Raw genomic sequence first — 23,234 nt, forward strand, 5'->3', positions numbered from 1 at the left:
TGGGAACAGCAGGCACCGATTCCTCGGTCACCGACGCGTCTCCAACTCCGAAGAGTCCACCTGCCCGTGCCGCGAGCATCGTGCCCACCAACCATCGGGACGAATCTGCACGATCATCCGCCGTCCGCATTCGGCACAGAACCGCGGCGGCTCCAGACCTAACTGGGCCGCTGTGGGCGTGGTCGTACCCGCCAGTTCGCCGGTGTAGACGTTGTAGACGCCGGCAGTGACCGGAGCACCGAGACTTCCCACCACAATGTCCTTGATTTCCTACAAACTTGCGTTGAGCGCCTTCAACGGCATCTGTAGGTCTTCCAACAGTTCCAGGTCAGCTTCGGCCGGACGGCCGAGCGTGGTCAGGTAGTTTCCGACGATCACCGCGTTGATGCCGCCCAGGATCCCACGCTTGGCGCCCAGGTCGCCGAGGGTGATCTCGCGGCCACCGGCAAAGCGCAGCATCGTGCGCGGTAGCGCCAATCGGAACGCACCAACCGCCTTGAGCGCTTCGCCGGCCGGCAGCACCTCGAGGTCACCGAAGGGGGTGCCGGGGCGGGGGTTGAGGAAGTTCAACGGGACCTCGTCGGGGTCCAGCTCGGCCAGGTTGGCGGCGAATTCGGCGCGCTGCTCCAGCGTCTCCCCCATACCGAGGATGCCGCCGCAGCACACCTCCATGCCGGCGTCGCGCACCATCGTGAGCGTCTGCCAGCGCTCCTCCCACGTGTGCGTCGTAACGACGTTGGTGAAGTACGAGCGAGCGGTCTCCAGGTTGTGGTTGTAGCGATGCACACCCATCGCCGCGAGCTGTTCCACCTGCTCGGCGGTCAGCATGCCCAGCGAGCAGGCGACGTTGATTTCGACTTCGTTTCGAATCGCCTCGATGCCCGCGGCGACCTGGGACAGCAGCCTGGCATCGGGACCGCGGACCGCCGCCACGATGCAAAATTCGGTAGCGCCGGACTTGGCCGTCTGCTTGGCCGCCTCGACCAGGCTGGGGATGTCCAACCAGGCGCTGCGTACCGGCGAGCTGAACAGGCCCGATTGCGAGCAGAAGTGGCAATCCTCCGGGCAGCCACCGGTCTTTAGGCTGATGATGCCCTCGACCTCGACCTCGGGGCCGCACCAGCGCATCCGGACGTCATGGGCCAGCACCAGCAGTTCTTCCAGGCGGTCCTCCGATAGCTGCAGGACCTGCAGGACCTGCTCCTGATTCAAGCCCTCCCCACGCTCCAGCACCTGCTGCCGCGCCACGGCCAGAATGTCTGGTTCGGTCACGCCATCCTGGCCGGCGTCATTGCTGGGTCGAGTAGCCGCCTGAGTCACCAAGTACTCCCCTGGTCTTCGTCAAAATCTGTGGTCTGGCCCGAGCCTGTCGAGCACAGAACTGCCAACTTAGGGTAGCCGTGCACGGCTGCACAAACCTGACGCGGTAGCCCACCGCGCGCTGTGCTGTGATTTCACCGTGCTGAGCACCGTCATGTGATCGGTTGCTCAGCGCGTTTGTTCCCGTCCCAGCGGCGCAGGCCGGCGAAACTGCCATTGATTTGTGCGGGGCGGCCGGCAATCCGCAATGCCCGCCCCAGCTGGGCCCCACCGACCCGCCGGGCCAGGGTGACATGGCCGGTCCAATGCCCGGGCAGGCTATTCGGCATCGGCGCCGGGTCCAGATAGGGCGCACACAACCGGTGTACCTCGGAGTGCAGTGCCAACAGCTCGACTGTTGGCACCACCAGGCGTGCGAAGACCACACTTGCCCGGCCGAACAAGACCGGCGCACCGATCGCACAACTCAGGGGAAGTGTTGCGGCAACCGGGCTCAGCAGCTCGTCCACCTCGGAGCTGATCCGATCGGCGACGGCCATTGTCACGTGCGGACGGCTCGCCGGCGCCTGGCTGGGGATCCCGGCACCGGCCAGCTCCTCCCAGATGCGGCGGACCGCGGCCTCGGTGTCGCGGTCAAAGACCAGCTCGATCGAATGCACCATCTCAACCGACCAACGTGGCTACCCATTCGCGGTCGAACGCGCCCGCACTCATGACCGCGAAGTCCGCAACGCTGAGCTGCGCGGCTCCGGCGGAAAGCACGGCCCGCATGGGAGCCAAGCGAGCCAGGGCGTCCCGATTCGAGGATTCCACCAATCCGGGATGCGCCGGCCAACTGCCGAGCACCAGACCGGCGCATGAAACCTTCTGCGCCGCAAGCGCTTCCAGGGTCAATGCAGTGTGATTGAGCGTGCCCAGTCCCGCGGCGACCACCACCAGCATGGCGGCACCCAGATCGACGGCGAGGTCCCGCAGCGTGCCGCCGGAGTCGGCGAGCTCGACGAGCAATCCGCCTGCACCTTCGACGAGCGTCAACCGGCCCGGACGGTCCAGACCCCGAATGTGCTGCACCAACTGATCGCGGCTGGGCAGCGGCTGCCCGGCCTGCTCCGCCGCCGCGACAGGCGCCATCGGCAACGGGTAACGCGCCAAGCCGACCAGCTCGGTTACCCCGGATAGCCGACCTATCTCGGCCAGATCGTCGTCGCCGTTGCCGGTGCCAGTCTGAACGGGTTTGCACACAACCACGTCGATACCCGCTTGGTTCGCCTGGGACGCCAGCGCCGCGGTGACGACCGTCTTGCCGACCCCGGTGCAGGTGCCGGTGACGCACAGGACGGTCAACGGCGTGCCGCGGCAGGGCCGAGAAGAACGTCGGTCAGCACCCGCCGGGCCAGCTCCATCTCGTCAGGACTCAACGACGCGCGCGCCGTCAGTCTCAGCCGTGATGCCCCGGCGGGCACCGTCGGGGGCCGGAAGCACCCCACCTTGACACCGGCGTCCAGACAGGCCGCCGCGGCGGCCAGCGCCACCTCCGGGTCGCCCAGCAACACGGACACCACCGCGGACTGCGGCGTCTCGGGCACGTCGCAGATGTCGGCGAGTTCACGGGCGTTCTGCAACACCGCGTCGGGCCGCCACTGCTCGGCCTTGAGCACACCCAGCGCGGCCCGCGCCGCGCCCACTGCGGCCGGCGCCAAACCGGTGTCGAAGATGAACGGCCGGGCCGCATCGATGAGGTGCGCACGCACCGCGGCCGGCCCCAGAACGGCACCGCCCTGGCTGCCGAGAGCTTTCGACAGCGTCGTGGTCAGCACCACATCGGGCGCACCCGCCAGCCCCAGCTCGTGCAACAGCCCGCGCCCGCCACCGCGAACGCCCAGTCCGTGCGCCTCGTCGATGACGAGCAGGGCCCGGTGCCGGCGGCAGGCGGCGAGCAACTCACGAAGCGGGGCCAAGGTGCCGTCGGCGCTGAACACCGAGTCGGTGATGACCATGGCCCGTTGCTCGTCGCGCGAGGCCAGCGCCGCGTCCACCGCAGCAACGTCGCGGTGCGGCGTCACGACCACCCGAGCGCGCGAAAGGCGGCAGGCGTCCACCAGGGACGCGTGCGAGTACGCATCGGAGACCAAAAGCGAACCCGGCCCGGACAGACCGACGACGGCTCCCAAGTTCGCCGTGTAGCCCGACGAAAACAACAGGCCCGCGGCAGCGCCGACGTATTCGGCGAGTTCGGCTTCCAACTGCTGGTGCAGCTCGGTGTCGCCGGTGACCAGGCGCGAACCGGTGGCGCCTGCGCCCCAGATGCGCAGTGCCTGGACACCGCCTTCAATCACGTCGGGGTGCTGGGACAGCCCCAGGTAATCGTTGGACGCAAGGTCCAACTCGGTACCGACGGGAGGACGCGGGCGCAGCGAGCGACGCAGCCCAGCATCGCGGCGCTGCCGTTCGACAGCGTCCAGCCAGGCCAGTGGCGACGTCTCAATCGGAATCTGTGTGGGGGCGCCCATGAGCCTTCAGCCTACGAGACGCGCGACCTCGACCATCGCGGAGCTGATCTGCGCGATCTCATCCGGGGCGCAGATGTATGGCGGCATCGCGTAGACCAGGTTGCGAAACGGACGCAGCCAGACACCGTGCTCTAGGGCAACTGGGGTGGCGACAGACAAATTGACCGGTCGGTCGCATTCGATCACGCCGATCGCGCCGCGTACCCGCACGTCGGTCACCCCTGGCAATGCCCGAGCGGGTTCGAGTCCGGTGGTCAAACCGGAAGCGATCCCGGCGACCGTGCCTCGCCAGTCCTGTTCGAGCAGCAGCTCGACGCTGGCCACCGACACCGCGCAGGCCAGCGGATTCGCCATGAAGGTCGGTCCGTGCATCAGCGCGCCGGCCGCACCGGCGCTGATGGTGTGCGCGATGTCCGTCGTGCACAACGTGGCGGCCAGACTGAGATAACCACCGGTGAGCGCCTTGCCGACGCACATAATGTCCGGGCTCACCCCGGCATGGTCGGCAGCGAAGAGTTCGCCGGTGCGGCCGAAGCCGGTGGCGATCTCGTCGAAGATCAAAAGCACCTCATGGCGCCGACAGAAATCTCGCAGGTCAGCCAGATAGCGCGGGTCGTGGAAGCGCATCCCGCCCGCTCCTTGCACCACCGGTTCGACGACGACGGCCGCCAATTCGGCGGCATGCTGTGCCAGTTGCGCTTCGAACGCCGCACTGTAGGCGGGGTCGTAATCGTGAGGCACGTGCGGCGCGAACACTTGCCGGGCCAGGATGTCGGTCCATAGCGAGTGCATCCCGCCCTCGGGGTCGCAGACGCTCATCGGCGTGAAAGTGTCGCCGTGGTAGCCGCCGCGCCAGGTCATCAGGCGGTGCTTTCCCGGCCGGCCACGACTGCGCCAATACTGCAACGCCATCTTCACCGCGACTTCTACCGCCACCGATCCGGAGTCGCTGAAAAAGACCGTTTCCAAACCGGCCGGGGTGATATCGACGAGCAGTTTGGCCAGCCTGGCCGCCGGTTCGTGGGTCAACCCACCGAACATGACGTGGCTCATCGTGCCCACCTGGGCGCTCACGGCCGCGTCCAGCACTGGGTGCCCATGCCCGTGGACCGAGGTCCACCAGGAGCTCATCGCGTCGAGCACCTCGATCGGCTGGCCGTCGTGGATCAAGGTCAGCCAGGCGCCGCGAGCCGAGACCACTACCAGGTTGGGTGCGGCCGTGGTGCCAATGGTGCTGTAGGGGTGCCACACGTTGGCGGCATCGATCGCACCGATTTGCTCGGGCGTCAAACCGCCCCTCGATGTGTCGGCGGCAGACATGGAATCCGAGGGTAACCGAGCCGAACGCGGCCGCACCTGGGCCCACGCGGCTGCGGGTCGCACAAAGCCCGGACATCGGGAAGCATGCATGACATGGCTTTGCCGAACCAGCACGACCACACGACCGGTTCAGATACCGACGCAACGCCGATCCCCGACCACACCGAGGATCGGCCACCGCAGATCCTCACGCTGCGCATTGCTCCACTGGATGTGATCCTCACGGTCGCGTTCTTGGGCGCGCTACTGGTTGTGGTGACCACGACCAGTTGGCCGTCGCAGCTATTCGCCTTCTCCCAGAACGTGTGCATTTCCGAGGACTGCCCCCCTGTGCCATTCGCCGTCAACTACTACATCTATCCGGTCATGTGGGGCGGCATCGGCGCGGCCGTGGCCGCAGCCGTGATCGGCCCGCTGGTTTCCATGGTGAAGGGCTGGTACATGTCCTTCTGGCCGATCATCGCCATCGCCGTCATCACGGTCACTTCGGTGATCGGGTACGCGCTGACCGGCTTCAGTGAAACCTACTGGCACTGACCGACACGGTTCCCCGAGCGCGGCCAGCAAGGCTGCTGAGACCGAAATCACAACCGCCGATAGGCCACTGACCAGCACAGTCACCGTCCGGTCACGTTAAGACAAAAAATGACCTGGGGACCTGGCGAGCGAACACATCCGTTGTCAAAGTGACTGTAGTGACTGATGTGAATACAGCGACCTAACCGACTGGTTCACGTTTCCAACTGTCATGCAACGGCGTTAGGTCTCGACGTAGCGGCCATCGCGTGAGTCATGGAACAGCGGCGGACGCGCGAAGTCACCGCGCTGAGGCACAGGAGGCCCACCAGAGGGCCTGGGAGAGCCTAGGAGATTGGAATCCCGATGAAACGCATCTACGCCTTCGCGATCGGTTTGGTGATGATGGCGGCCCCGATGGCGGCCGCCCCGGGCATCGCGGCCGCCGACCCCAGTGTCCGGCCGGTGGACTACCAGCAGGCAACCGACGTCGTGGTCGCGCGCGGACTTTCGCAGCGCGGCGTGCCGTTCTCCTGGGCCGGCGGCGGTATCACGGGTCCGTCCCGCGGCAAGGGGACGGGCATCTACACCGTCGGATTCGACGCGTCGGGGTTGATCCAATACGCCTACGCCGGCGCTGGGATCAAGCTGCCGCGCTCCTCCGGTGAGATGTACAAAGTCGGCCAGAAGGTCCTGCCGCAGCAGGCCCGCAAGGCCGACCTGCTCTTCTACGGCCCCGAGGGCACCCAGAGCGTGGCGATGTACCTCGGAAACGGGCAGATGTTGGAGGTGGGCGACGTCGTGCAGGTCTCGCCGGTACGCACCACCGACATGATGCCTTACCTAGTCCGGATCATCGGCGCTTCGCAAGCGCCGTTGCAGCAGACACCGCTGCCGCAGACCCCGCTTCGACAGGCACCGCTGCAGCAGGTGCCGACTCAGCAGGCACCGCTGCAACAGGCACCCGCCCAACAGTTGCCGACTCAGCAGGCACCGCTGCAGGCACCGACCCGCCAGGCGCCGACCCAACAAGTCCCCCTGCAACAGCTGCCGACCCAGCAATCCCCAGTTCAGCAGGCACCGACACAGTTGGTGCCGCTGCAGCCGGCTCCGGCCACCACCGCGCGGTAACCGACCGTCAACCTGGGTAGTTCCCAACCCACGCCACCTGCATCTCTCGCTGACATCGCTGCTCAGCGAGGGAAGCAGGTGGCTTTTCGGTAAATTGTCAGTCGACCATGCAGACGCTGACACCGCCCACATCACCGACCGCCGCCGCGGCGCCGGTCGCTATGGGGACCCGAAAAACCGGTTTTTACCGCCATGATCTGGACGGTTTGCGCGGTATCGCGATCGCCCTCGTAGCCATATTCCACGTTTGGTTCGGCCGGGTTTCCGGCGGAGTGGACGTCTTCTTGGCGCTATCGGGGTTCTTTTTCGGCGGCAAGATTCTGCGCACCGCCCTGAATCCGAGTCTGAAGCTCTCACCGATAACTGAGCTGATCCGGCTGATCCGCCGGCTGCTGCCGGCCATGGTCGTGGCCCTAGCCGCCTGTGCGTTGCTCACCATCCTGGTTCAACCGCAGACCCGATGGGAAGCGTTCGCCGACCAGAGCCTGGCCAGTCTGGGCTACTACCAGAACTGGGAACTGGCCAACTCTGCCGCGGACTACCTGCGCGCCGGCGAAGCGGTCAGCCCGCTACAGCACATCTGGTCGATGTCGGTGCAGGGCCAGTTCTATCTGGCCTTCCTGCTTTTGATCACCGGGTGCACCTTTTTGTTCCGGCGTCTGCTCGGCACCCATCTGCGGACCATGTTCGTGGTGCTGCTCAGCGCGCTCACGATCGCGTCCTTTGTTTATGCGATCATCGCCCACCAGGCCTACCAGCCGACCGCGTACTACAACAGCTTTGCGCGGGCCTGGGAGCTGCTCCTGGGGGCGCTGGTGGGTGCGCTGGTGCCCTACATTCGCTGGCCGATGTGGCTGCGCACCATCGCGGCCACCGTGGGGTTGGCGATAGTCCTGTCGTGCGGCGCCCTGATCAACGGCGTCAAAGAATTTCCTGGCCCATGGGCGTTGGTACCAGTCGGCGCCGCGATGCTGATGATCATGGCTGGGGCCAACCGGCAGGCCCATCCGAGCACCCGCGACCGTCTTCCGCTACCCAATCGACTGCTGGCCGCCGGGCCACTGGTGACGCTCGGCGCGATGGCCTACTCGCTGTACCTATGGCACTGGCCGCTGCTGATCTTCTGGCTCTCCTACACCGGCCACCGGCACGCAAACTTCATCGAGGGTGCAGCGATACTGCTGGTATCGGGAGTACTGGCATTTCTGACCACTCGCCACGTCGAAGACCCATTGCGGTATCGCGCGCCGTCGGGCACCGCCGCCGCAGTCAAGACGCAAGCGATTCCCTGGCAGCTCCGGTTGCGCCGGCCGACCATCGCGATGGGGTCGGTCGTGGTGTTGCTGGGCGTCACCCTGACCGCTACGTCGTTCACCTGGCGAGAGCACGTGATCGTCGAACGCGCCTCCGGCAAAGAGCTCCGGGGACTCAGCGCCAACGACTATCCCGGAGCACGTGCCCTGACCGACCATGTCCGGGTGCCCAAACTGCGGATGCGCCCCACCGTGTTCGAAGCCAAAGGCGACTTTCCCGCTTCCACTCGAGACGGCTGCATCAGTGACTTCGTCAATCCGGCGCTGGTCAATTGCACCTACGGCGATGTGGACGCTTCCCGGACCATCGCGCTCGCCGGAGGTTCGCACGCCGAACATTGGCTTCCGGCACTGGATCTACTCGGGCGTCTGCATCACTTCAAGGTGGTGACGTACCTCAAGATGGGCTGCCCGCTGTCCACCGAAGAAGTCCCGCTGATCATGGGCAACAACGCCCCGTACCCGCAGTGCCGCGAGTGGGTGCAGAAGACGATGGAGAAACTGGTCACCGACCGTCCCGACTATGTGTTCACCACGTCGACACGGCCGTGGAACATCAAGCCGGGCGACGTCATGCCGGCCACCTACATCGGTATCTGGCAAACATTTGCCGACAACAACATTCCCGTCCTCGCGGTTCGGGACACCCCCTGGATGGTCAAGGACGGCCAGCCGTTCAAACCGGCGGACTGCCTGGCCAAGGGGGGCGATGCGCAGTCCTGCGGAATCAAGCGCTCTGAACTGCTGTCGGACTACAACACCACGTTGGATTTCGTAGACCGGTTCCCGAACCTCAAACCGATCGACATGTCAGACGCGATATGTCGGCCCGACTACTGTCGCGCGGTCGAGGGAAATGTGCTGATCTACCGTGACGCTCACCACATGACACCCACCTATGCCCGCACCATGACCCCCGAACTCGGGCGGCAGATCGCAGCAATCACCGGCTGGTGGTGAGATCCGCCCTCGCCTGTCCGGCCGCGCCGGCCCGACAGGGCGCCGGGCTTGTCAGCGCGAAATACGCGGACCAACCCCCAACGCGGATAAGGTCATACGATGTCGCCGAACAACGCCGTGGACTCTGGCGTAACGCCACCTCCACTGCCCACCGTATGGCCGGGCAGCGCGTATCCACTGGGAGCCACCTATGACGGCGCCGGCACCAACTTTTCGCTCTTTTCCGAAATCGCCGACCGGGTCGAGCTCTGCCTGATCGCCGACGACGATAGCGAATCGCGGATCTCTCTCGAGGAGGTCGACGGATACGTCTGGCACGCCTATCTCCCCAACATCAGCCCCGGCCAGCGCTACGGCTTTCGGGTCTACGGGCCATTCGACCCCGCGGCCGGGCACCGCTGTGACCCGAGCAAGCTGCTGCTCGACCCGTACGGGAAGGCGTTCGACGGCGATTTCACCTTCGGGCAGGCGCTGTTCTCCTATGACATGAAGACTGTCGACCTGGGCTCGGCCGACCCCGGTATCCCTCCCATCGTCGACTCCCTGGGCTCCACCATGACAAGTGTGGTGATCAACCCGTTCTTCGACTGGGGTTATGACCGGGCTCCGATGATTCCCTACCACGAGACCGTCATCTACGAAGCCCACGTCAAAGGCATGACCCAGACCCATCCGGACATCCCCGAGGAACTTCGCGGCACCTACGCTGGGCTGGCCCACCCGGCGATCATCGACCACCTGAAGTCCCTCAATGTCACCACCATCGAACTGATGCCGGTGCACCAATTCATGCACGACTCGCGACTGCTGGACCTAGGCCTACGGAACTACTGGGGCTACAACACCTTTGGATTCTTCGCCCCGCACAACCAATACGCAGCCAACCGCCAAGCCGGCAGCGCGGTGGGAGAGTTCAAGTCCATGGTGCGCAGCCTGCACGAAGCAGGCATCGAGGTCATCCTCGACGTCGTGTACAACCACACCGCCGAAGGCAATCGCCTCGGCCCAACGATCAACTTCCGCGGTATCGACAACTCCGCGTACTACCGGCTGGTTGACTCCGACCTGCGCTGGTACAAGGACTACACCGGCACCGGCAACAGCCTCAACGCCCGCCACCCCCACGTGCTGCAGCTGATCATGGACTCGCTGCGCTACTGGGTGATCGAGATGCACGTCGACGGATTCCGCTTCGACCTGGCCGCGACTTTGGCCCGCGAGTTGCACGACGTGGACCGACTGAGCGCGTTTTTCGACCTGGTGCAGCAGGATCCGGTGGTCAGCCAGGTCAAGTTGATCGCCGAGCCGTGGGACGTCGGCGAAGGTGGCTACCAGGTCGGCAACTTTCCCGGTTTGTGGACGGAGTGGAACGGGAAATACCGCGATACTGTGCGTGACTACTGGCGGGGCGAGCCCGCAACCCTTGGCGAATTCGCTTCCCGGCTGACCGGGTCGTCGGATCTCTATGAGGCGACCGGTCGACGGCCGAGCGCCAGCATCAACTTCGTCACCGCTCATGATGGGTTCACCCTCAACGACCTGGTCTCTTACAACGAAAAGCACAACAGCGCCAACGGCGAAGACAATCGTGACGGGGAAAGTCACAACCGCTCCTGGAACTGCGGCATCGAGGGCCCCACCGACGATCCCGACATCGTGGCGCTGCGCTACCGCCAAATGCGCAACTTCTGGGCCACCTTGATGGTCAGCCAGGGCACACCGATGATTGCCCATGGCGACGAAATCGGGCGCACCCAACAGGGCAACAACAATGTCTACTGCCAGGACTCCAAAATATCGTGGATGGACTGGTCATTGGTTGAAGCGAATGCCGACCTGCTGGCATTCGCCCGCAAGGTGACCACGTTGCGCAGAAACCATCCGGTCTTTCGTCGGCGACGGTTTTTCGAGGGTGAGCCGATCCGAACCGGCGACGAGGTGCGAGACATCGCCTGGCTGACCCCGAGCGGCCAGGAAATGTTGCACGACGATTGGAACCGCAGCTTCCACAAGTGCGTTGCGGTGTTCCTCAACGGTGAGGCGATCACCGCACCCAACGCCCGCGGTGAACGAGTCGTTGACGACTCATTTCTGTTGTGCTTCAACGCCCATGACGAAACGGTGGAGTTCGTCATGCCGCACGATGACTATGCCAACGAATGGACGGTGGAGCTGGACACCAACCATCCAGCCGGCGATGCCGACGCGGTGGTGAAGGCCGAAGACACCGTATCTGTGCCCGGCCGTTCGCTGATCTTGCTGCGTAAGACCGCGTAGCCCATGGGCTTTCCCGTCCTGTCCACCTACCGACTACAGCTGCGCGGCCCATCAAGCGGATTCGGATTTACTTTCGCAGACGCCGAGAATGTGCTGGATTACCTCAGCGAGCTTGGTGTTTCCCATCTTTACCTGTCCCCTATCCTGACCGCCGTAGCGGGGTCCTCCCACGGCTATGACGTCACCGACCCGACCACGGTGTCAGCCGAGCTCGGCGGCCTCGACGGCTTGGCGCGGCTATCCGCGGCGGCGCGGGCTCGCGGCATGGGCCTGATTGTGGACATCGTGCCCAACCACGTGGGTGTCGATCGGCCGCAACAGAACATGTGGTGGTGGGATGTGCTGCGTCACGGCCGCAACTCCGAGTATGCGGGGTATTTCGACATCGACTGTGATCTCGACGAGCACGGTCGAATCGTGCTGCCGGTGCTGGGTTCTGACGCAGACGTGGCCGACCTGTTGGTCGACGGGGACCTGCTGCGGCTGGGCTCGCTGGCATTCCCCATCGCTGCGGGTACCGGTACCGGCACCGGAGCCGAGGTGCATGAGCGCCAGCACTACCGATTGGTGGGCTGGCGACGCGGCCTGTGCGGTTATCGCCGGTTTTTCTCGATCACCTCGTTGGCCGGGCTACGCCAAGAGGATCGCGCGGTTTTCGATGCCAGCCATGTCGAGATCGCACGTTGGTTCGCCGACGGACTCGTCGATGGTCTTCGTATCGACCACCCCGATGGGCTGTCCGATCCCTGCGGCTATCTGCAATGGCTGCGCGAACTGGTCGGCCAGCAGGCCTGGATTGTGATCGAGAAGATCCTGGCCGCCGACGAGGCGTTGGAGCCCACGCTGCCGGTGGACGGCACAACGGGCTATGACGTGCTACGAGAACTCGGCGGACTCTTCGCCGACCCGGCCGGAGCGGCAGAGCTCACCGCGCTGGTCGAGTCCGCCGACGTGGACTACCAGGCCATGGCGGCACTGTTGGCCGATCTCAAGATCCGGGCGACAACCGACACCCTGTCCAGCGAATTGAGCCGGTTGAGACGAAGCATTGCCGCAACGGCCGGCCGGGATCATCCGCTGCCGGGTGAGGCGGTGGCCGCGTTGCTTACCCATATCGGCGTCTACCGCTGCGACTACCCCGGGCTGGCCTCGATCATGCCGACCGCGATCGCCGAAACCTGTATTGCGGCACCCGAATTAGGCCCGCCGCTGCAGCTGGTGGCGATGGCTTTGGCCCACGGCGGCGAACCCGCCAACCGGCTGCAGCAACTGTGCGGCGCGGTGACCGCCAAGGCCGTCGAGGACTGCTTGTTCTACCGAGACGCCCGGCTGGTGTCACTCAACGAGGCGGGTGGCGAGCCGCACCGGTTTGGAGTCAGCGCCGCAGAGTTTCATCACAGTGCGGCCACCCGCACCCGGATGTGGCCGCAGACCATGACGACGTTGACCACCCACGACACCAAACGCGGCGAAGACGTGCGAGCGAGAATCAGCGTGTTGTCCCAGGTTCCGTCACTATGGGCCGAATTCGTCGCCCGCGCCGAAAGCCAAGCCCCCTCCCCTGACCGAGCAACGGGACAGTTCCTGTGGCAGAACATCTTCGGCGTCTGGCCGGTCACCGGGGAAGTCAGCGAGCAGCTGCGCGACCGGCTGCACAGCTACGCGGAGAAAGCAATTCGGGAAGCGGCTTGGCACACCAGCTGGAACGACCCGGACTCCACTTTCGAAGACGCGGTACACCGGTGGCTGGACGCTGTCCTGGATGGTCCGGTTGCCGGGCAGCTGACCCAACTCGTGGATCGCCTCAATCCCCATGCCGCCAGTGACGCGCTGGGCCAGAAGCTGCTCGCGCTGACCGTGCCCGGGATACCCGACGTTTATCAAGGCACCGAGCTGTGGGAGGACAGCCTGGTCGATCCGGACAACCGGCGCCCCGTCGACTACGCCGCCCGCCGAGCCGCGCTGCGAGAGTTGCGGCATCCCAAGATCCGGGTCGTAAGCACGGCCCTTCGAATGCGGCGTTCCCACCCGGAGTGCTTCCTGCGCGGCGCCTACATTCCGGTGCTTGCCAGTGGCACCGCCGAAGATCACATCGTGGCGTTTCGCCGTGGCCAGGACATCCTGGTCGCGGTGACCCGCTGGACGGTAGGACTGCAAGAAAATGGCTGGGATGACACGGTATTGCCGTTGCCCGAGGGGTCCTGGACCGACACTCTCACCGGCGCCTTGGCAAGCGGGCCGGCACCTGCCGCCGAACTGTTCTCTGAGCTGCCCGTCGTCCTGTTGGAGCGCCAAGCATGACTGAATTCCGGGTGTGGGCGCCCAAGCCCGAATTGGTGCGGCTAGATGTCGAGGGCGGCGTGTACCCGATGAGGCGCACCGACGACGGCTGGTGGCACACCGCGATCGAGACTGCGCCAGCTGCCCGCTACGGATTTCTGCTCGACGATGACCCCAAGGTGCTGCCCGACCCCAGATCTGCCCGCCAGCCCGATGGGGTGCACGCCCGCTCCCAGCTGTGGAACCCCGCCGCGGCCACCTGGACCGACGGCGCCTGGACCGGTCGCTCCGTGACCGGCGCGGTGATCTACGAGCTGCATGTCGGCACCTTCACCGCCGCGGGCACATTTGACTCCGCCATCGAGAAGCTGGACTACCTAGTCGATCTCGGGATCGACTTCGTCGAGCTGATGCCGGTGAACTCCTTTGCCGGCACTCACGGCTGGGGATATGACGGTGTGCTCTGGTACAGCGTCCACGAGCCCTACGGCGGCCCCGCCGGACTGGTCCGGTTCGTCGACGCTTGCCATGCGCGCGGTCTGGGAGTGCTGATCGATGCGGTGTTCAACCATCTCGGGCCTTCGGGAAACTATCTGCCCCGATTCGGGCCTTACCTGTCCTCGGCGAGCAACCCGTGGGGGGGAAGGCATCAATATCGCCGACGCCGACTCGGACGAGGTTCGCCGCTACATCATCGGCGCCGCGCTGCGCTGGATGCGCGAATTCCATGCCGACGGTCTGCGGCTGGACGCCGTCCACGCGTTGGTGGACACCACCGCAGTACCCATCCTCGAAGAACTGGCCACCGAGACCGACTGGCTGTCAAAGCAAGTCGGTCGCCCGCTGTCGCTGGTCGCCGAGAGCGACCTCAACGATCCGCGGCTGATCACCCCGCGCGATGGTGGTGGCTACGGGATCACCGCGCAATGGGACGACGACATCCATCACGCGATTCACACAGCGGTTTCCGGGGAACGCCAGGGTTACTATGCGGACTTCGGCGCCAATTCCGATTCGATGGCCACGCTGGCACACACACTTCGTCGGGGCTTCTTCCACGCCGGTACCTATTCGTCGTTCCGGCGCCGCCGCCACGGACGTCCGCTGGACACGGCCACGATTCCGGCCACCCGTCTGCTCGCCTACACCTGCACCCATGATCAGGTCGGCAATCGTGCGCTTGGCGACCGCCCTTCACAAAACCTGACCAGCGGCCAGCTGGCCATCAAAGCCGCATTGGTACTCGGTTCGCCCTACACGGCGATGCTGTTCATGGGCGAGGAATGGGGGCCAGCAGTCCTTTTCAGTTCTTCAGCTCGCACCCCGAGCCCGAGTTGGCGGTTGCCACCGCGCAGGGACGCAAAGCGGAGTTCGCCGAGCACGGATGGGATGCCGACGAGATCCCCGATCCCCAAGATCCGCAGACTTTTCTGCGCTCCAAACTGGTTTGGGGCGAAGGCGATTCAGGCGAGCATGCCCAGCTACTGCGCTTCTACCGCGATCTGATCGCGTTGCGACACCACGAGACCGACCTGGCCGATCCGTGGCTGGACCACCTGGTGATCGACTATGACGAGCAGCAGAGCTGGATCATCATGCGCCGCAGCCGGTTTGGCATTGCGTGCAATCTCGGTACCGAGGCGACGACGGTGCCACTATCCGGTGCGCTGGTGCTGGGTTGGGGTGAGCCGAACACCAGCGACTCCGGCACCGAACTAGCCGGGCATTCGGTTGCGGTGCTGCGCTGTGACCAATCGACGGCGCCCGCCGAGCCCGCCTGAGCGTCGTCGCCGCTAGACGGTGGGGCGCCCGGTGCGCTGTATCGCCTCGGCAATCGCATCGGCAAGAGGCTCGATCTCTTCGGCGCTTAGACCCGCAATGGTGACCCGTATCCCCGGCGCGCTACGGATCCGGAACCGCGCGCCCGGCGCAGCGGCCCAACCCCGGTTCAGCAGGCGGGTAATCGCCGCGGTTTCGTCGGGGACGGGAATCCAGACATTGAGCCCAGACCGGCCATGTGCGGCGACACCGCGGGCGGACAGCGCGGCGCACAACCGGCCGCGGGCGTCTGCGTAGCGCTCCTGCGCCTGGCGAACCAGCCCGGTAGCGGCATCGTCAGCGAAGAGCCGCACGGCGAGATCCTGCAGAATGTGGCTCACCCAGCCCGGCCCTAGGCGCAGCCGCCCGTGCACCCGCTCGACCGTGCGCTGGTCCCCGGCCAACACGGCAAGCCGTAGATCCGGCCCATAGGCCTTGGCCGCCGACCGGACGAAGGCCCAGTGCTGCGTCGCCCCGGCCAGGGTGTGCAGGGGTACGCCGGCGATGCCGGCGCAATGATCGTCCTCAACCAGCAGCACCTCCTCAGCACCCTGGCTCAACACCTCACGCAGCTCCTCGGCCCGGGCCGCCGACAGCGCCGCTCCGGTTGGGTTTTGCGCGCGACTGGTGACCACGACCGCCCTCACCCCGCGGCCCAGCGCCCGCTGCAGGTCAGCAACCAGCGGACCGTCGTCGTCGACGCCCATCGGCTCAACGGGAAGCCCAAGTGCGGCAAGGAGATCCAGGAGGTTTGCCCAGCCCGGGTCCTCGACGGCAACCCGGTCCCCCGGGCGCAGATTCGCGCTCAGCGCTCGCTCGATACCGTCCAGCGCACCGTTGGTCACCGCGAGATGGTCGGCCGCTACACCGTCGGCCGCCAAAGCGGCTCGAGCGTAGTCGACCAGCTCCGCTGACATTGCCGGAGCACCGTAGAGCAACGGCAGCACCGAACCGTCCGGCCATCCGACGGCGGCCAGCGGCAATAGCTCGGGGGCCGGGTTGCCGGTCGAGAGATCTCGCGCGCCGGCAGGCACCCCAAGGTCAAGCGAGGACCGGGGCGTGGATGCCGGCCGGTCGCGCACCCTGGTCCCGCGCCGTCCCGCGGTTTCGACCGTCCCGCGATCACGCAACAGGCGGTAGGCCGCGGCCACGGTGTTGGGATTCACACCCAGCTGACCGGCGACTTCGCGGATCGACGGCAGAGCGTCGCCGGGCGCCAAGCCGCCCTGGGAGATGGCCGATTCAATGCTGGCCGCTATGGACTCGGCGCCACCACCCGCTCTCCTATATTGTACTGGCATAGTTACTAGTATGTACTAGTACATATCGAACGGGCAACCACATGACCACTTCCTACGGCCCGACGGCACGCACCACTCCCACCCGCTACCGGGAGCGAGCACGCTACGACAGCGAGACCGTCCATCGAATCCTCGATGAGGCCTTGATCTGCCACTTGGGATACATCCGGGACGGCGAGCCGGTGGTCTTGCCAACCACCCACACACGCCGCGGCGAAACGCTCTACATCCATGGGTCCACCGGCAGCGGCCCAATGCTCGCGGCAAGGGTCGCCGAACTGCCCCTCTGCATCACCGTCACCCTCGTGGACGGGCTGGTGCTGGCCCGCTCGGCAATGCACCATTCCCTGAACTACCGCTCGGTGATGGTGTTGGGCACCGCGCGTGTGGTGGAAGACCCGGACGAGAAGCTGCTGGCCTTGCATGCGCTACTCGACCACATCCAAGCCGGGCGCGCCGCGGACTGCCGGGGCCCGAACCCGCGTGAACTAGCCGCCACCACAGCGCTCAGGGCCGGAACCCCGGAGCCCGCCGCGGATCTAGACCCCGCTACCCCACTGCCGGCCTATCTGCGGTGACCGCGCCGCCCCCGCGCCGGGCTGCGGTTACAGGAGGTACCGGTATGCCGGCGAACCCGGGGCAAGGGGTTCCACGTGAACTTCGGTCTCACGCATCCGAGCCAGCAGGCCATCGAGATTCGCCGCAGACCCCAGCTCGACACCGACCAGCGCCTCACCGGTTTCCCGGTTGTTGCGCTTGACGTACTCGAACAAGGTGATGTCGTCGTTGGGACCAAGCACCTCGTCGAGGAATCGTCGCAACGCGCCGGGTTCTTGTGGGAAGTCCACCAAGAAGTAGTGCTTGAGGCCCAGGTGCACCAGCGAACGCTCCAGGATCTCCCCGTAGCGGGAGACGTCGTTGTTGCCCCCCGAGATCAGGCACACCACGGTCGATCCGGGTTCGATATCGGCTTCCAGCAATCCCGCGACCGACAATGCTCCCGCGGGTTCGGCGATGATGCCCTCGTGCTGATAGAGGTCAAGCATCGCCGTGCAGACCGCACCTTCGTCAACGGTGGTGATCGACACCATGTCGCCGGCCGCGGACAATGCCGCATAGGGCAGCGCCCCCGCCCGATTCACCGCCGCGCCGTCGACGAATTGGTCAACATGGTCCAGCGTGACCGGTTCACCCGCTGCCAGCGCAGCCATCATTGCGGCGGCCCCAGCGGGCTCGATGCCCAGCACCGCCGTCTTGGTCGTCCGCTCCGCCAGGTAGGAGGTGATGCCGGCGATGCAGCCGCCACCACCGACCGGGACCACCACCAGGTCGGGCTCCGCATCGAGTTCGGCGAGCAGTTCGACGGCGATGGTGCCCTGTCCGGCCATCGTGCGCAGGTCATCGTAGGGCGGCACGAGAGTCGCACCGGTACGTTCGACATCCTCACGAGCCGCGGCGGCGGCAAGATCGTAGGTCTCCCCACCAACGATCAGGTCGATGAACTCTCCACCGTGGTAGCGGATGCGATCCCGCTTCTGTTTGGGCGTCTTGGCCGGTACATAAACCCGACCGCGCACACCCAGGGTTTTGCAGGCGAAAGCGAAGCCTTGTGCGTGGTTGCCCGCCGAAGAGCACACCACGCCCGCGGCCAGCTCCTCGGCCGTTAGCTGAACCAGCAGGTTATAGGCGCCGCGCAACTTGTAGGACCGTACGATCTGCAAGTCCTCGCGCTTGAGGTAGACCGTCGCGCCGGTGATGTCGGACAACCGCTCGCACAGCTGCAGCGGGGTGGGGGTAATGACGGGGGCGATCCGCTCAGCAGCGTTGTCGATATCAGCCGCAGACAGCGGCGACCTGCTTGGAGTCTGACTCAGTTCGGCGGACACCGGTCAATGGTGCCATGCCGACCAATAAGCAACTCAGCTCACCGGCGTCAGCACAAAAACTGGAATCTGACGGTCGGTCTTTTTCTGGTATTCCGCGTAGTCCGGCCACACCCCTACAGCCCGTTCCCACCAAATCGACTTCTCGTGATCGAACACCTCACGAGCGTCATAGTCGCGGATGACAGTGCCGTCCTGAAGCTCGACTCGAGGATTCTGCACGACGTTGTAGTACCAAACCGGGTTTTTGGGCGCCCCACCCAGCCATGCGACGATCGCATACTCCCCGTTGTGCTCGACGCGCATCAGCGGGGTCTTGCGCAGTTTGCCGCTCTTGGCCCCGACGGTGGTCAGTAGCACTACCGGTTTCCCTTGTAACTGTGTGCCCTCGGTACCACCCGATTCCAAGTATTTGTCGGCCTGTTCACGAGACCAGTCGAGTGGGCTGGGTGCGTATTCACCTTCTAGCGGCATACGCACCACTCTAGGCCGTGCGCCCCCGCACCCCGCCGCGATCAGCGCCGCCGACACCAAATTTTCGGTGACCCGAAAATCAGAGTGGGGTAGGCTGAAACCATGACCACGGCAGAACGATTCTCGACGTTCGCCGCCGCGAACCGAGGCGATGTGCTGATCGCGGGCGTGCCCTGGCCTCGGCACAAGCTGTTTGCCGTGATAGCCGGGCTGGTCACCGTCGTGCTTGTCGGCGCGATCACCAGCAGCGCGGCACCGTCCGTTCTGAGTGCGACCGCCGTCGGGGTCGTCGTTGCGGTGGCGCTCAAGATGATCGCCAAGGACATCGACTAGTCGCGGTTCAGCGCGTCCTGGCCAACTCGGCGATCGTGTTAACCCGTCGTGTCGCCGTAGCGACCTCGTCCGCGAACTGTCGCCGGCGCCGAGAAACGTCCGCAAAATCGGCCCCATCCACCAGCTCGCGATGGCGAGCAAGCCGCAGCGCGGTCTTGAAAAGTTCCATCGACCTCGACTCGGCGTTGGCGATGCGGCGCTGCAACTCCCACTGCTTACCGACATCCAGACATTCGGCCAGGAAGGCCTCTTCGTCGAACGACTCATCCTCGAGGGCGGCCAGTCGATCGGCGACGATGTGATAGGCGTCCAGGAACGGACGCAACACCAAATGCGCCAGCAGCAAGTCGGCCGATTCCAGCAGTTCGCGGACATCGGCCGTGTTGACGGCCTTGGTGATGTCTTCCACCGGCCCGATCAGGCGCACCTCGTCGGCCAGGTCCTTCTCGAACTGCGCGCGCGCCGAGAATAAGAACTCGAACTTCAGCAACTCACGCAGCCGCAACGCCTCGTCGCGCACCGTCGCCGGTGCAACCGAGCTATCCGCCGACATCACCGATATCTCGGCGGCGGCAAGCAACGCCATCTCAGCGATGGCGCGATCAACCAGAATGTGGATCGCGGTGTTGCGATAGAACGCGGCGACGAGGTGTTGATCTTCGCCGATACCCCACACGGCTTCGGTACCAGCGTCATAAACCCGCACGACCCCGGAGGCCACCATCTGGTGCAAGGTCCATCGGATCGTCGAACGGTTGGTCAGGTCGGCCGCACCGGCCACCGCCCAGTTGCGGGCGGCGATGTAGCTCGCCAGCGGGCGCACCGTGGCCAGCACTTCGCTGATCGACAATGACCGATCCGCGCCCAACAGCGCGAGACTTACCACCGCGGTGGGTGTCACCGGGGTGGCCCGGTTGATCCGGTGCTCCACATCCAGGGCAATGCGTTCTATTTCGGTCCCGGTCCCCGATTCGTCGGTACGCAGTTCTTCCAGCCGCTTGCGCAGCGGCAATGGCTCACCGAAGTCCAGGTACGCACGTCCGACGCGCTCCCCCTGCTGGCGAGCCAACCGGACCAGGAATCGCAGGTCTTCGGGCCGCTTCACCGCACCGTAGGCCTCGGTCGTCATGGCCTCAACCTCGTGCAACTGGTCGTACACGATGGACGTGGGCACCAAATACACCTCGGGACCGTCGATTTCATCGACCGCGTCGGCGATGTAGCGCAGGATGCCGAATACCGGCGGCCGCAACTTGCCCGTCCTGGTCCGCCCACCCTCGATCGACCAGGTCAGATTCGCATGGTTCTGCACCAACTGTGCGGCGTAGGCCCGCAGCACAAAGCGATAAACCGGAATGTCTTTGGTCTGGCGCCGGATGAAAATCGCACCGGTCCGCTTGGCCCAGGCACCCATTGGAAAGAAGTTCAGATTCGCACCACCGAACGTCAGCGCCGGCGAGAGCCGATTGGCCTGAATCACTTCCGGAAGCAGCATGCCGTCCAGGTAGGAGCGATGCGAGAAGGCGAACGCCAACGTCGCCTTGCGGTCCAGCTTGCGCAGCTGGGCGATCTGATCTTCGTCGACCAGCACGTCGTAGGCCCGCATCAGCCAACGACTGAAACCGCGCCAGGCCTGCACTGCGCGCTCATCGAGCGTGGCCGCCATCTCGCGGAGATACCCCGCGGCCTCCGCACGCACCCCGTCGGGATCGCGCCCGAGTTCGGCGGCCAGCTTGGCAAGCCGCTCGTCATACCATGGGGCACTCATCAGCTCAGCGACCTCGGCCGCGTCAGTCGACAGCGGCGATATCGATTCATCGATAATCCCACTGCGCTGCAACAGCTTTCGCGCTCCGACCCGACCAACCTCGCGCGCAGTCATCAGTGGCCCCTTCATCACGCCGGTTGTACCGTTGCCGCGGACGCGGGTTCGTGGACGTGAGGTCCCGGCTTGGCCGCATAGAGTTCTTCGATCTCGGCCGCGTATTTCGTCACGATCGGCCGGCGCTTGAGCTTCATGGTCAGCGTTATCTCGTCTCCCCCGGGTTCCCACAGTGTCGGCAATATGCGGAAGCGCTTGATCTGTTCCACCCGCGATAGTTTGGCGTTGCCTTCGACCACGCCCGCGGCGATCCGGGCAATCACTGCTGGGTCAGCGGCAAGCGCGGCCGGCGACGCATCCGAAATCCCGTGCTGGGCCGCGTAGGGCCCCACCGAGTCGGCATCGAAGACCAGCAGCGCAGTGTTGTACGGACGACCGTCACCGATCGCGATCAGCACGCCCACCATCGGACAGGCCGCCAAGATGGTGTTCTCAATGTTTGCCGGCGACATGTTCTTTCCGGCCGCGTTGATGATCAGCTCCTTCTTGCGATCCACCACCCGCAGGTAGCCGTCCGCATCGACATCGAAGATGTCACCGGTGTGCAACCAGCCATCCTCGTCGATGGCCTCCGCGGTCTTGGCGGCTTCTTTGCAGTAGCCCTTCATCACTAGCGGACCGCGAACCAGGTACTCGCCGTCATCGGCGATCTTGCCTTCCAATCCGGGCAGCAGCTTGCCGACGCTACCCAGTCGCGCATCGCGCGGATGGCTGGCGGTGGCAACGCAACTCAGCTCGGACATTCCCCAGATCTCCGTTATCGGAATGCCGATACCGCAGAAGAATCCCAAAGTCTCCTTGGGGATCGGCGCCGCTCCTGAGACCGCCCACCGGAGTTCGCCGAATCCCAGCCGTTCGCGCAACTTCGACAGCACCAACTCGTCGGCCTTGGTCCATTCGTCGACCACCTCGGCTGACATCGGTTCATCGGCAAGCATGGCCTCTGCGCGCTTGGCGGCCACTGACATCGCCCAGATCAGGGCCTGTTTCTTCATCTCATCGGTCTCGTGGCTGATCGTGAATTCGATGCCGGCCTTGAGCTTCTCCCAGACCCGCGGCACCGCGCACCACACGGTGGGTCGCACATCGGGCAGGGCGGAGACGATCGCCCGTCCGTCGGCCACCGCGGTGACCTGGGTGCCGAACATCTCCTGCAGATACAGGCCGGTCATCCGGTCGGCGATGTGCGCGGTCGGGAGGAAGGAGGTAACCCGGTCACCGAACTGAATGCCGAACACCTCCTCGATGGCGAACCCCTCGAACAGCAGGTTGGCGTGGGTCATCTCGACCCCCTTGGGGTTCCCGGTGGTACCGGACGTGTAGATCAGGGTCACCACGTCATCGGGCTGCACTGCTGCCCATGTCGCCTCGAAATCGAAGTCGTCCGGCGCGGCCGCGTACAGCTCCTGCACCGACATGGTGCCCTCCGGCGCGCCGTCGATGCAGACGATGTGCTCGATGGGTGCGCCGCTAGCACGGATGCGGTCGACGTATTGCTCCTCGCAGATCACGACCTTGGTGCCAGCGTTGTCGAACACATAGGTCAACTGTTCGGCGGGCAACGTGTTGTACACCGAGAACGACGTGGCGCCAACGTGTTGCGCGCCGACTTCGAGTGGGTAGAACTCGACCCGGTTGGCCATCATCAGCGAAACGGTGTCCCCGCGTCCCACCCCCAGCCCCGCGAGGCCGCCGGCTACCTGCCGCACCTGGTCGGCATACTCTCTCCAGGTCAGCGTCTGGGCGCCCCCCGGCGTCCGGAGTGCGATGGCATCCGGATCGATCGCGGCGCTGCGCTGGAACGCCTCGCACATGGTGGTCGGACGCTCGGTTGGGGTCATTTCCGTCCTCCTTGATCGACCGGCGCTCCATCGCTGAGCCTACGTCCGCGACACACCAAGCGTCACGCTGGTGTT

At 65.2% G+C, this 23,234-nt stretch carries 18 protein-coding genes and 1 pseudogene; 8 read left to right on the top strand and 11 right to left on the bottom strand.

Translation table 11 applies throughout. The features are described from left to right. Positions 1 to 27: 27 nt before the first annotated feature. The 6 genes from MMSP_RS26240 to MMSP_RS17520 form a co-directional block, all read right to left on the bottom strand. Positions 28 to 267 (bottom strand): hypothetical protein, encoded by a 240-nt coding sequence (locus tag MMSP_RS26240; RefSeq protein ID WP_085979814.1) that lies wholly within the window; start codon positions 265 to 267, stop codon positions 28 to 30. Positions 268 to 270: 3 nt separating this feature from the next. Further along, positions 271 to 1,320: a biotin synthase BioB gene (gene bioB / locus MMSP_RS17500; protein WP_015356010.1), complete on the bottom strand. Its 1,050-nt coding sequence runs from the start codon at positions 1,318 to 1,320 to the stop codon at positions 271 to 273. Between the two features lie 152 nt (positions 1,321 to 1,472). Next, entirely contained in the window at positions 1,473 to 1,982 is a 510-nt protein-coding gene (locus MMSP_RS17505) for a 2'-5' RNA ligase family protein (RefSeq protein ID WP_020787707.1), read from the bottom strand. A gap of 1 nt (position 1,983) precedes the next feature. Then, a complete protein-coding gene (bioD, locus tag MMSP_RS17510) occupies positions 1,984 to 2,664 on the bottom strand; it encodes a dethiobiotin synthase (protein ID WP_011739692.1) in 681 nt (226 codons plus the stop codon). Next, a complete protein-coding gene (locus MMSP_RS17515; protein ID WP_020787708.1) occupies positions 2,661 to 3,830 on the bottom strand; it encodes an 8-amino-7-oxononanoate synthase in 1,170 nt (389 codons plus the stop codon). Before MMSP_RS17515 ends, bioD begins: the two co-directional genes overlap by 4 nt. Positions 3,831 to 3,836: 6 nt before the next feature. Beyond that, positions 3,837 to 5,150, bottom strand: a complete 1,314-nt coding sequence (locus MMSP_RS17520) for an adenosylmethionine--8-amino-7-oxononanoate transaminase (RefSeq protein WP_015356014.1) — start codon at positions 5,148 to 5,150, stop codon at positions 3,837 to 3,839. 93 nt (positions 5,151 to 5,243) lie between these two features. Between MMSP_RS17520 and MMSP_RS27600 the strand changes: the two genes are divergently transcribed. The 6 genes and pseudogenes from MMSP_RS27600 to treZ all read left to right on the top strand — a co-directional run bounded on the left by MMSP_RS27600 (position 5,244) and on the right by treZ (position 15,408). Next, positions 5,244 to 5,687, top strand: a complete 444-nt coding sequence (locus tag MMSP_RS27600; RefSeq protein WP_012394130.1) for a hypothetical protein — start codon at positions 5,244 to 5,246, stop codon at positions 5,685 to 5,687. Between the two features lie 345 nt (positions 5,688 to 6,032). Then, positions 6,033 to 6,797, top strand: a complete 765-nt coding sequence (gene ripD / locus MMSP_RS17530; RefSeq protein WP_015356015.1) for an NlpC/P60 family peptidoglycan-binding protein RipD — start codon at positions 6,033 to 6,035, stop codon at positions 6,795 to 6,797. A gap of 107 nt (positions 6,798 to 6,904) precedes the next feature. Then, positions 6,905 to 9,070: an acyltransferase family protein gene (locus tag MMSP_RS17535; RefSeq protein ID WP_020787709.1), complete on the top strand. Its 2,166-nt coding sequence runs from the start codon at positions 6,905 to 6,907 to the stop codon at positions 9,068 to 9,070. Positions 9,071 to 9,169: 99 nt separating this feature from the next. Beyond that, positions 9,170 to 11,347 carry a glycogen debranching protein GlgX gene (gene glgX / locus MMSP_RS17540; protein WP_020787710.1) on the top strand — a complete coding sequence of 726 codons (2,178 nt, stop codon included), beginning with the start codon at positions 9,170 to 9,172 and terminating at the stop codon, positions 11,345 to 11,347. 3 nt (positions 11,348 to 11,350) lie between these two features. After that, the gene (gene treY / locus MMSP_RS17545) at positions 11,351 to 13,648 is read left to right on the top strand and encodes a malto-oligosyltrehalose synthase (RefSeq protein WP_020787711.1); all 2,298 of its coding nucleotides are present in this window, start codon (positions 11,351 to 11,353) and stop codon (positions 13,646 to 13,648) included. After that, positions 13,645 to 15,408, top strand: a pseudogene (treZ, locus tag MMSP_RS28755) (malto-oligosyltrehalose trehalohydrolase). The gene treY and the pseudogene treZ overlap by 4 nt, the downstream one beginning before the upstream one ends. A gap of 12 nt (positions 15,409 to 15,420) precedes the next feature. Here the strand turns inward: treZ and MMSP_RS17560 are convergent. Next, positions 15,421 to 16,746: an aminotransferase class I/II-fold pyridoxal phosphate-dependent enzyme gene (locus MMSP_RS17560; protein ID WP_036426665.1), complete on the bottom strand. Its 1,326-nt coding sequence runs from the start codon at positions 16,744 to 16,746 to the stop codon at positions 15,421 to 15,423. A 41-nt stretch (positions 16,747 to 16,787) separates the two neighbouring features. On the opposite strand from MMSP_RS17560, the gene MMSP_RS17565 reads away from it, so the two are divergent. Further along, positions 16,788 to 17,324, top strand: coding sequence for a pyridoxamine 5'-phosphate oxidase family protein (locus MMSP_RS17565; RefSeq protein ID WP_020787715.1), 537 nt, complete (start codon positions 16,788 to 16,790; stop codon positions 17,322 to 17,324). A gap of 27 nt (positions 17,325 to 17,351) precedes the next feature. Here MMSP_RS17565 and ilvA read toward each other — a convergent pair whose 3' ends face one another. Together ilvA and MMSP_RS17575 are read right to left on the bottom strand one after the other, a co-directional pair. Further along, positions 17,352 to 18,632: a threonine ammonia-lyase gene (gene ilvA, locus MMSP_RS17570; protein ID WP_011739681.1), complete on the bottom strand. Its 1,281-nt coding sequence runs from the start codon at positions 18,630 to 18,632 to the stop codon at positions 17,352 to 17,354. Between the two features lie 33 nt (positions 18,633 to 18,665). Further along, positions 18,666 to 19,103 (bottom strand): nitroreductase family deazaflavin-dependent oxidoreductase, encoded by a 438-nt coding sequence (locus MMSP_RS17575; RefSeq protein ID WP_036427380.1) that lies wholly within the window; start codon positions 19,101 to 19,103, stop codon positions 18,666 to 18,668. A gap of 102 nt (positions 19,104 to 19,205) precedes the next feature. Between MMSP_RS17575 and MMSP_RS17580 the strand changes: the two genes are divergently transcribed. Beyond that, complete coding sequence (locus MMSP_RS17580; RefSeq protein WP_020787717.1) at positions 19,206 to 19,436, top strand: hypothetical protein; 231 nt, start codon at positions 19,206 to 19,208, stop codon at positions 19,434 to 19,436. Between the two features lie 7 nt (positions 19,437 to 19,443). Here the strand turns inward: MMSP_RS17580 and MMSP_RS17585 are convergent, their stop codons facing one another. Then, the gene (locus MMSP_RS17585) at positions 19,444 to 21,318 is read right to left on the bottom strand and encodes a lysophospholipid acyltransferase (RefSeq protein WP_036427381.1); all 1,875 of its coding nucleotides are present in this window, start codon (positions 21,316 to 21,318) and stop codon (positions 19,444 to 19,446) included. A 14-nt stretch (positions 21,319 to 21,332) separates the two neighbouring features. Further along, entirely contained in the window at positions 21,333 to 23,159 is a 1,827-nt protein-coding gene (gene fadD11, locus MMSP_RS17590; protein ID WP_020787719.1) for a fatty acid--CoA ligase FadD11, read from the bottom strand. Between the last annotated feature and the right edge of the window lie 75 nt (positions 23,160 to 23,234).

The sequence above is a fragment of the Mycobacterium sp. 012931 genome, assembly GCF_000419295.1.
Lineage (GTDB): Bacteria > Actinomycetota > Actinomycetes > Mycobacteriales > Mycobacteriaceae > Mycobacterium > Mycobacterium marinum.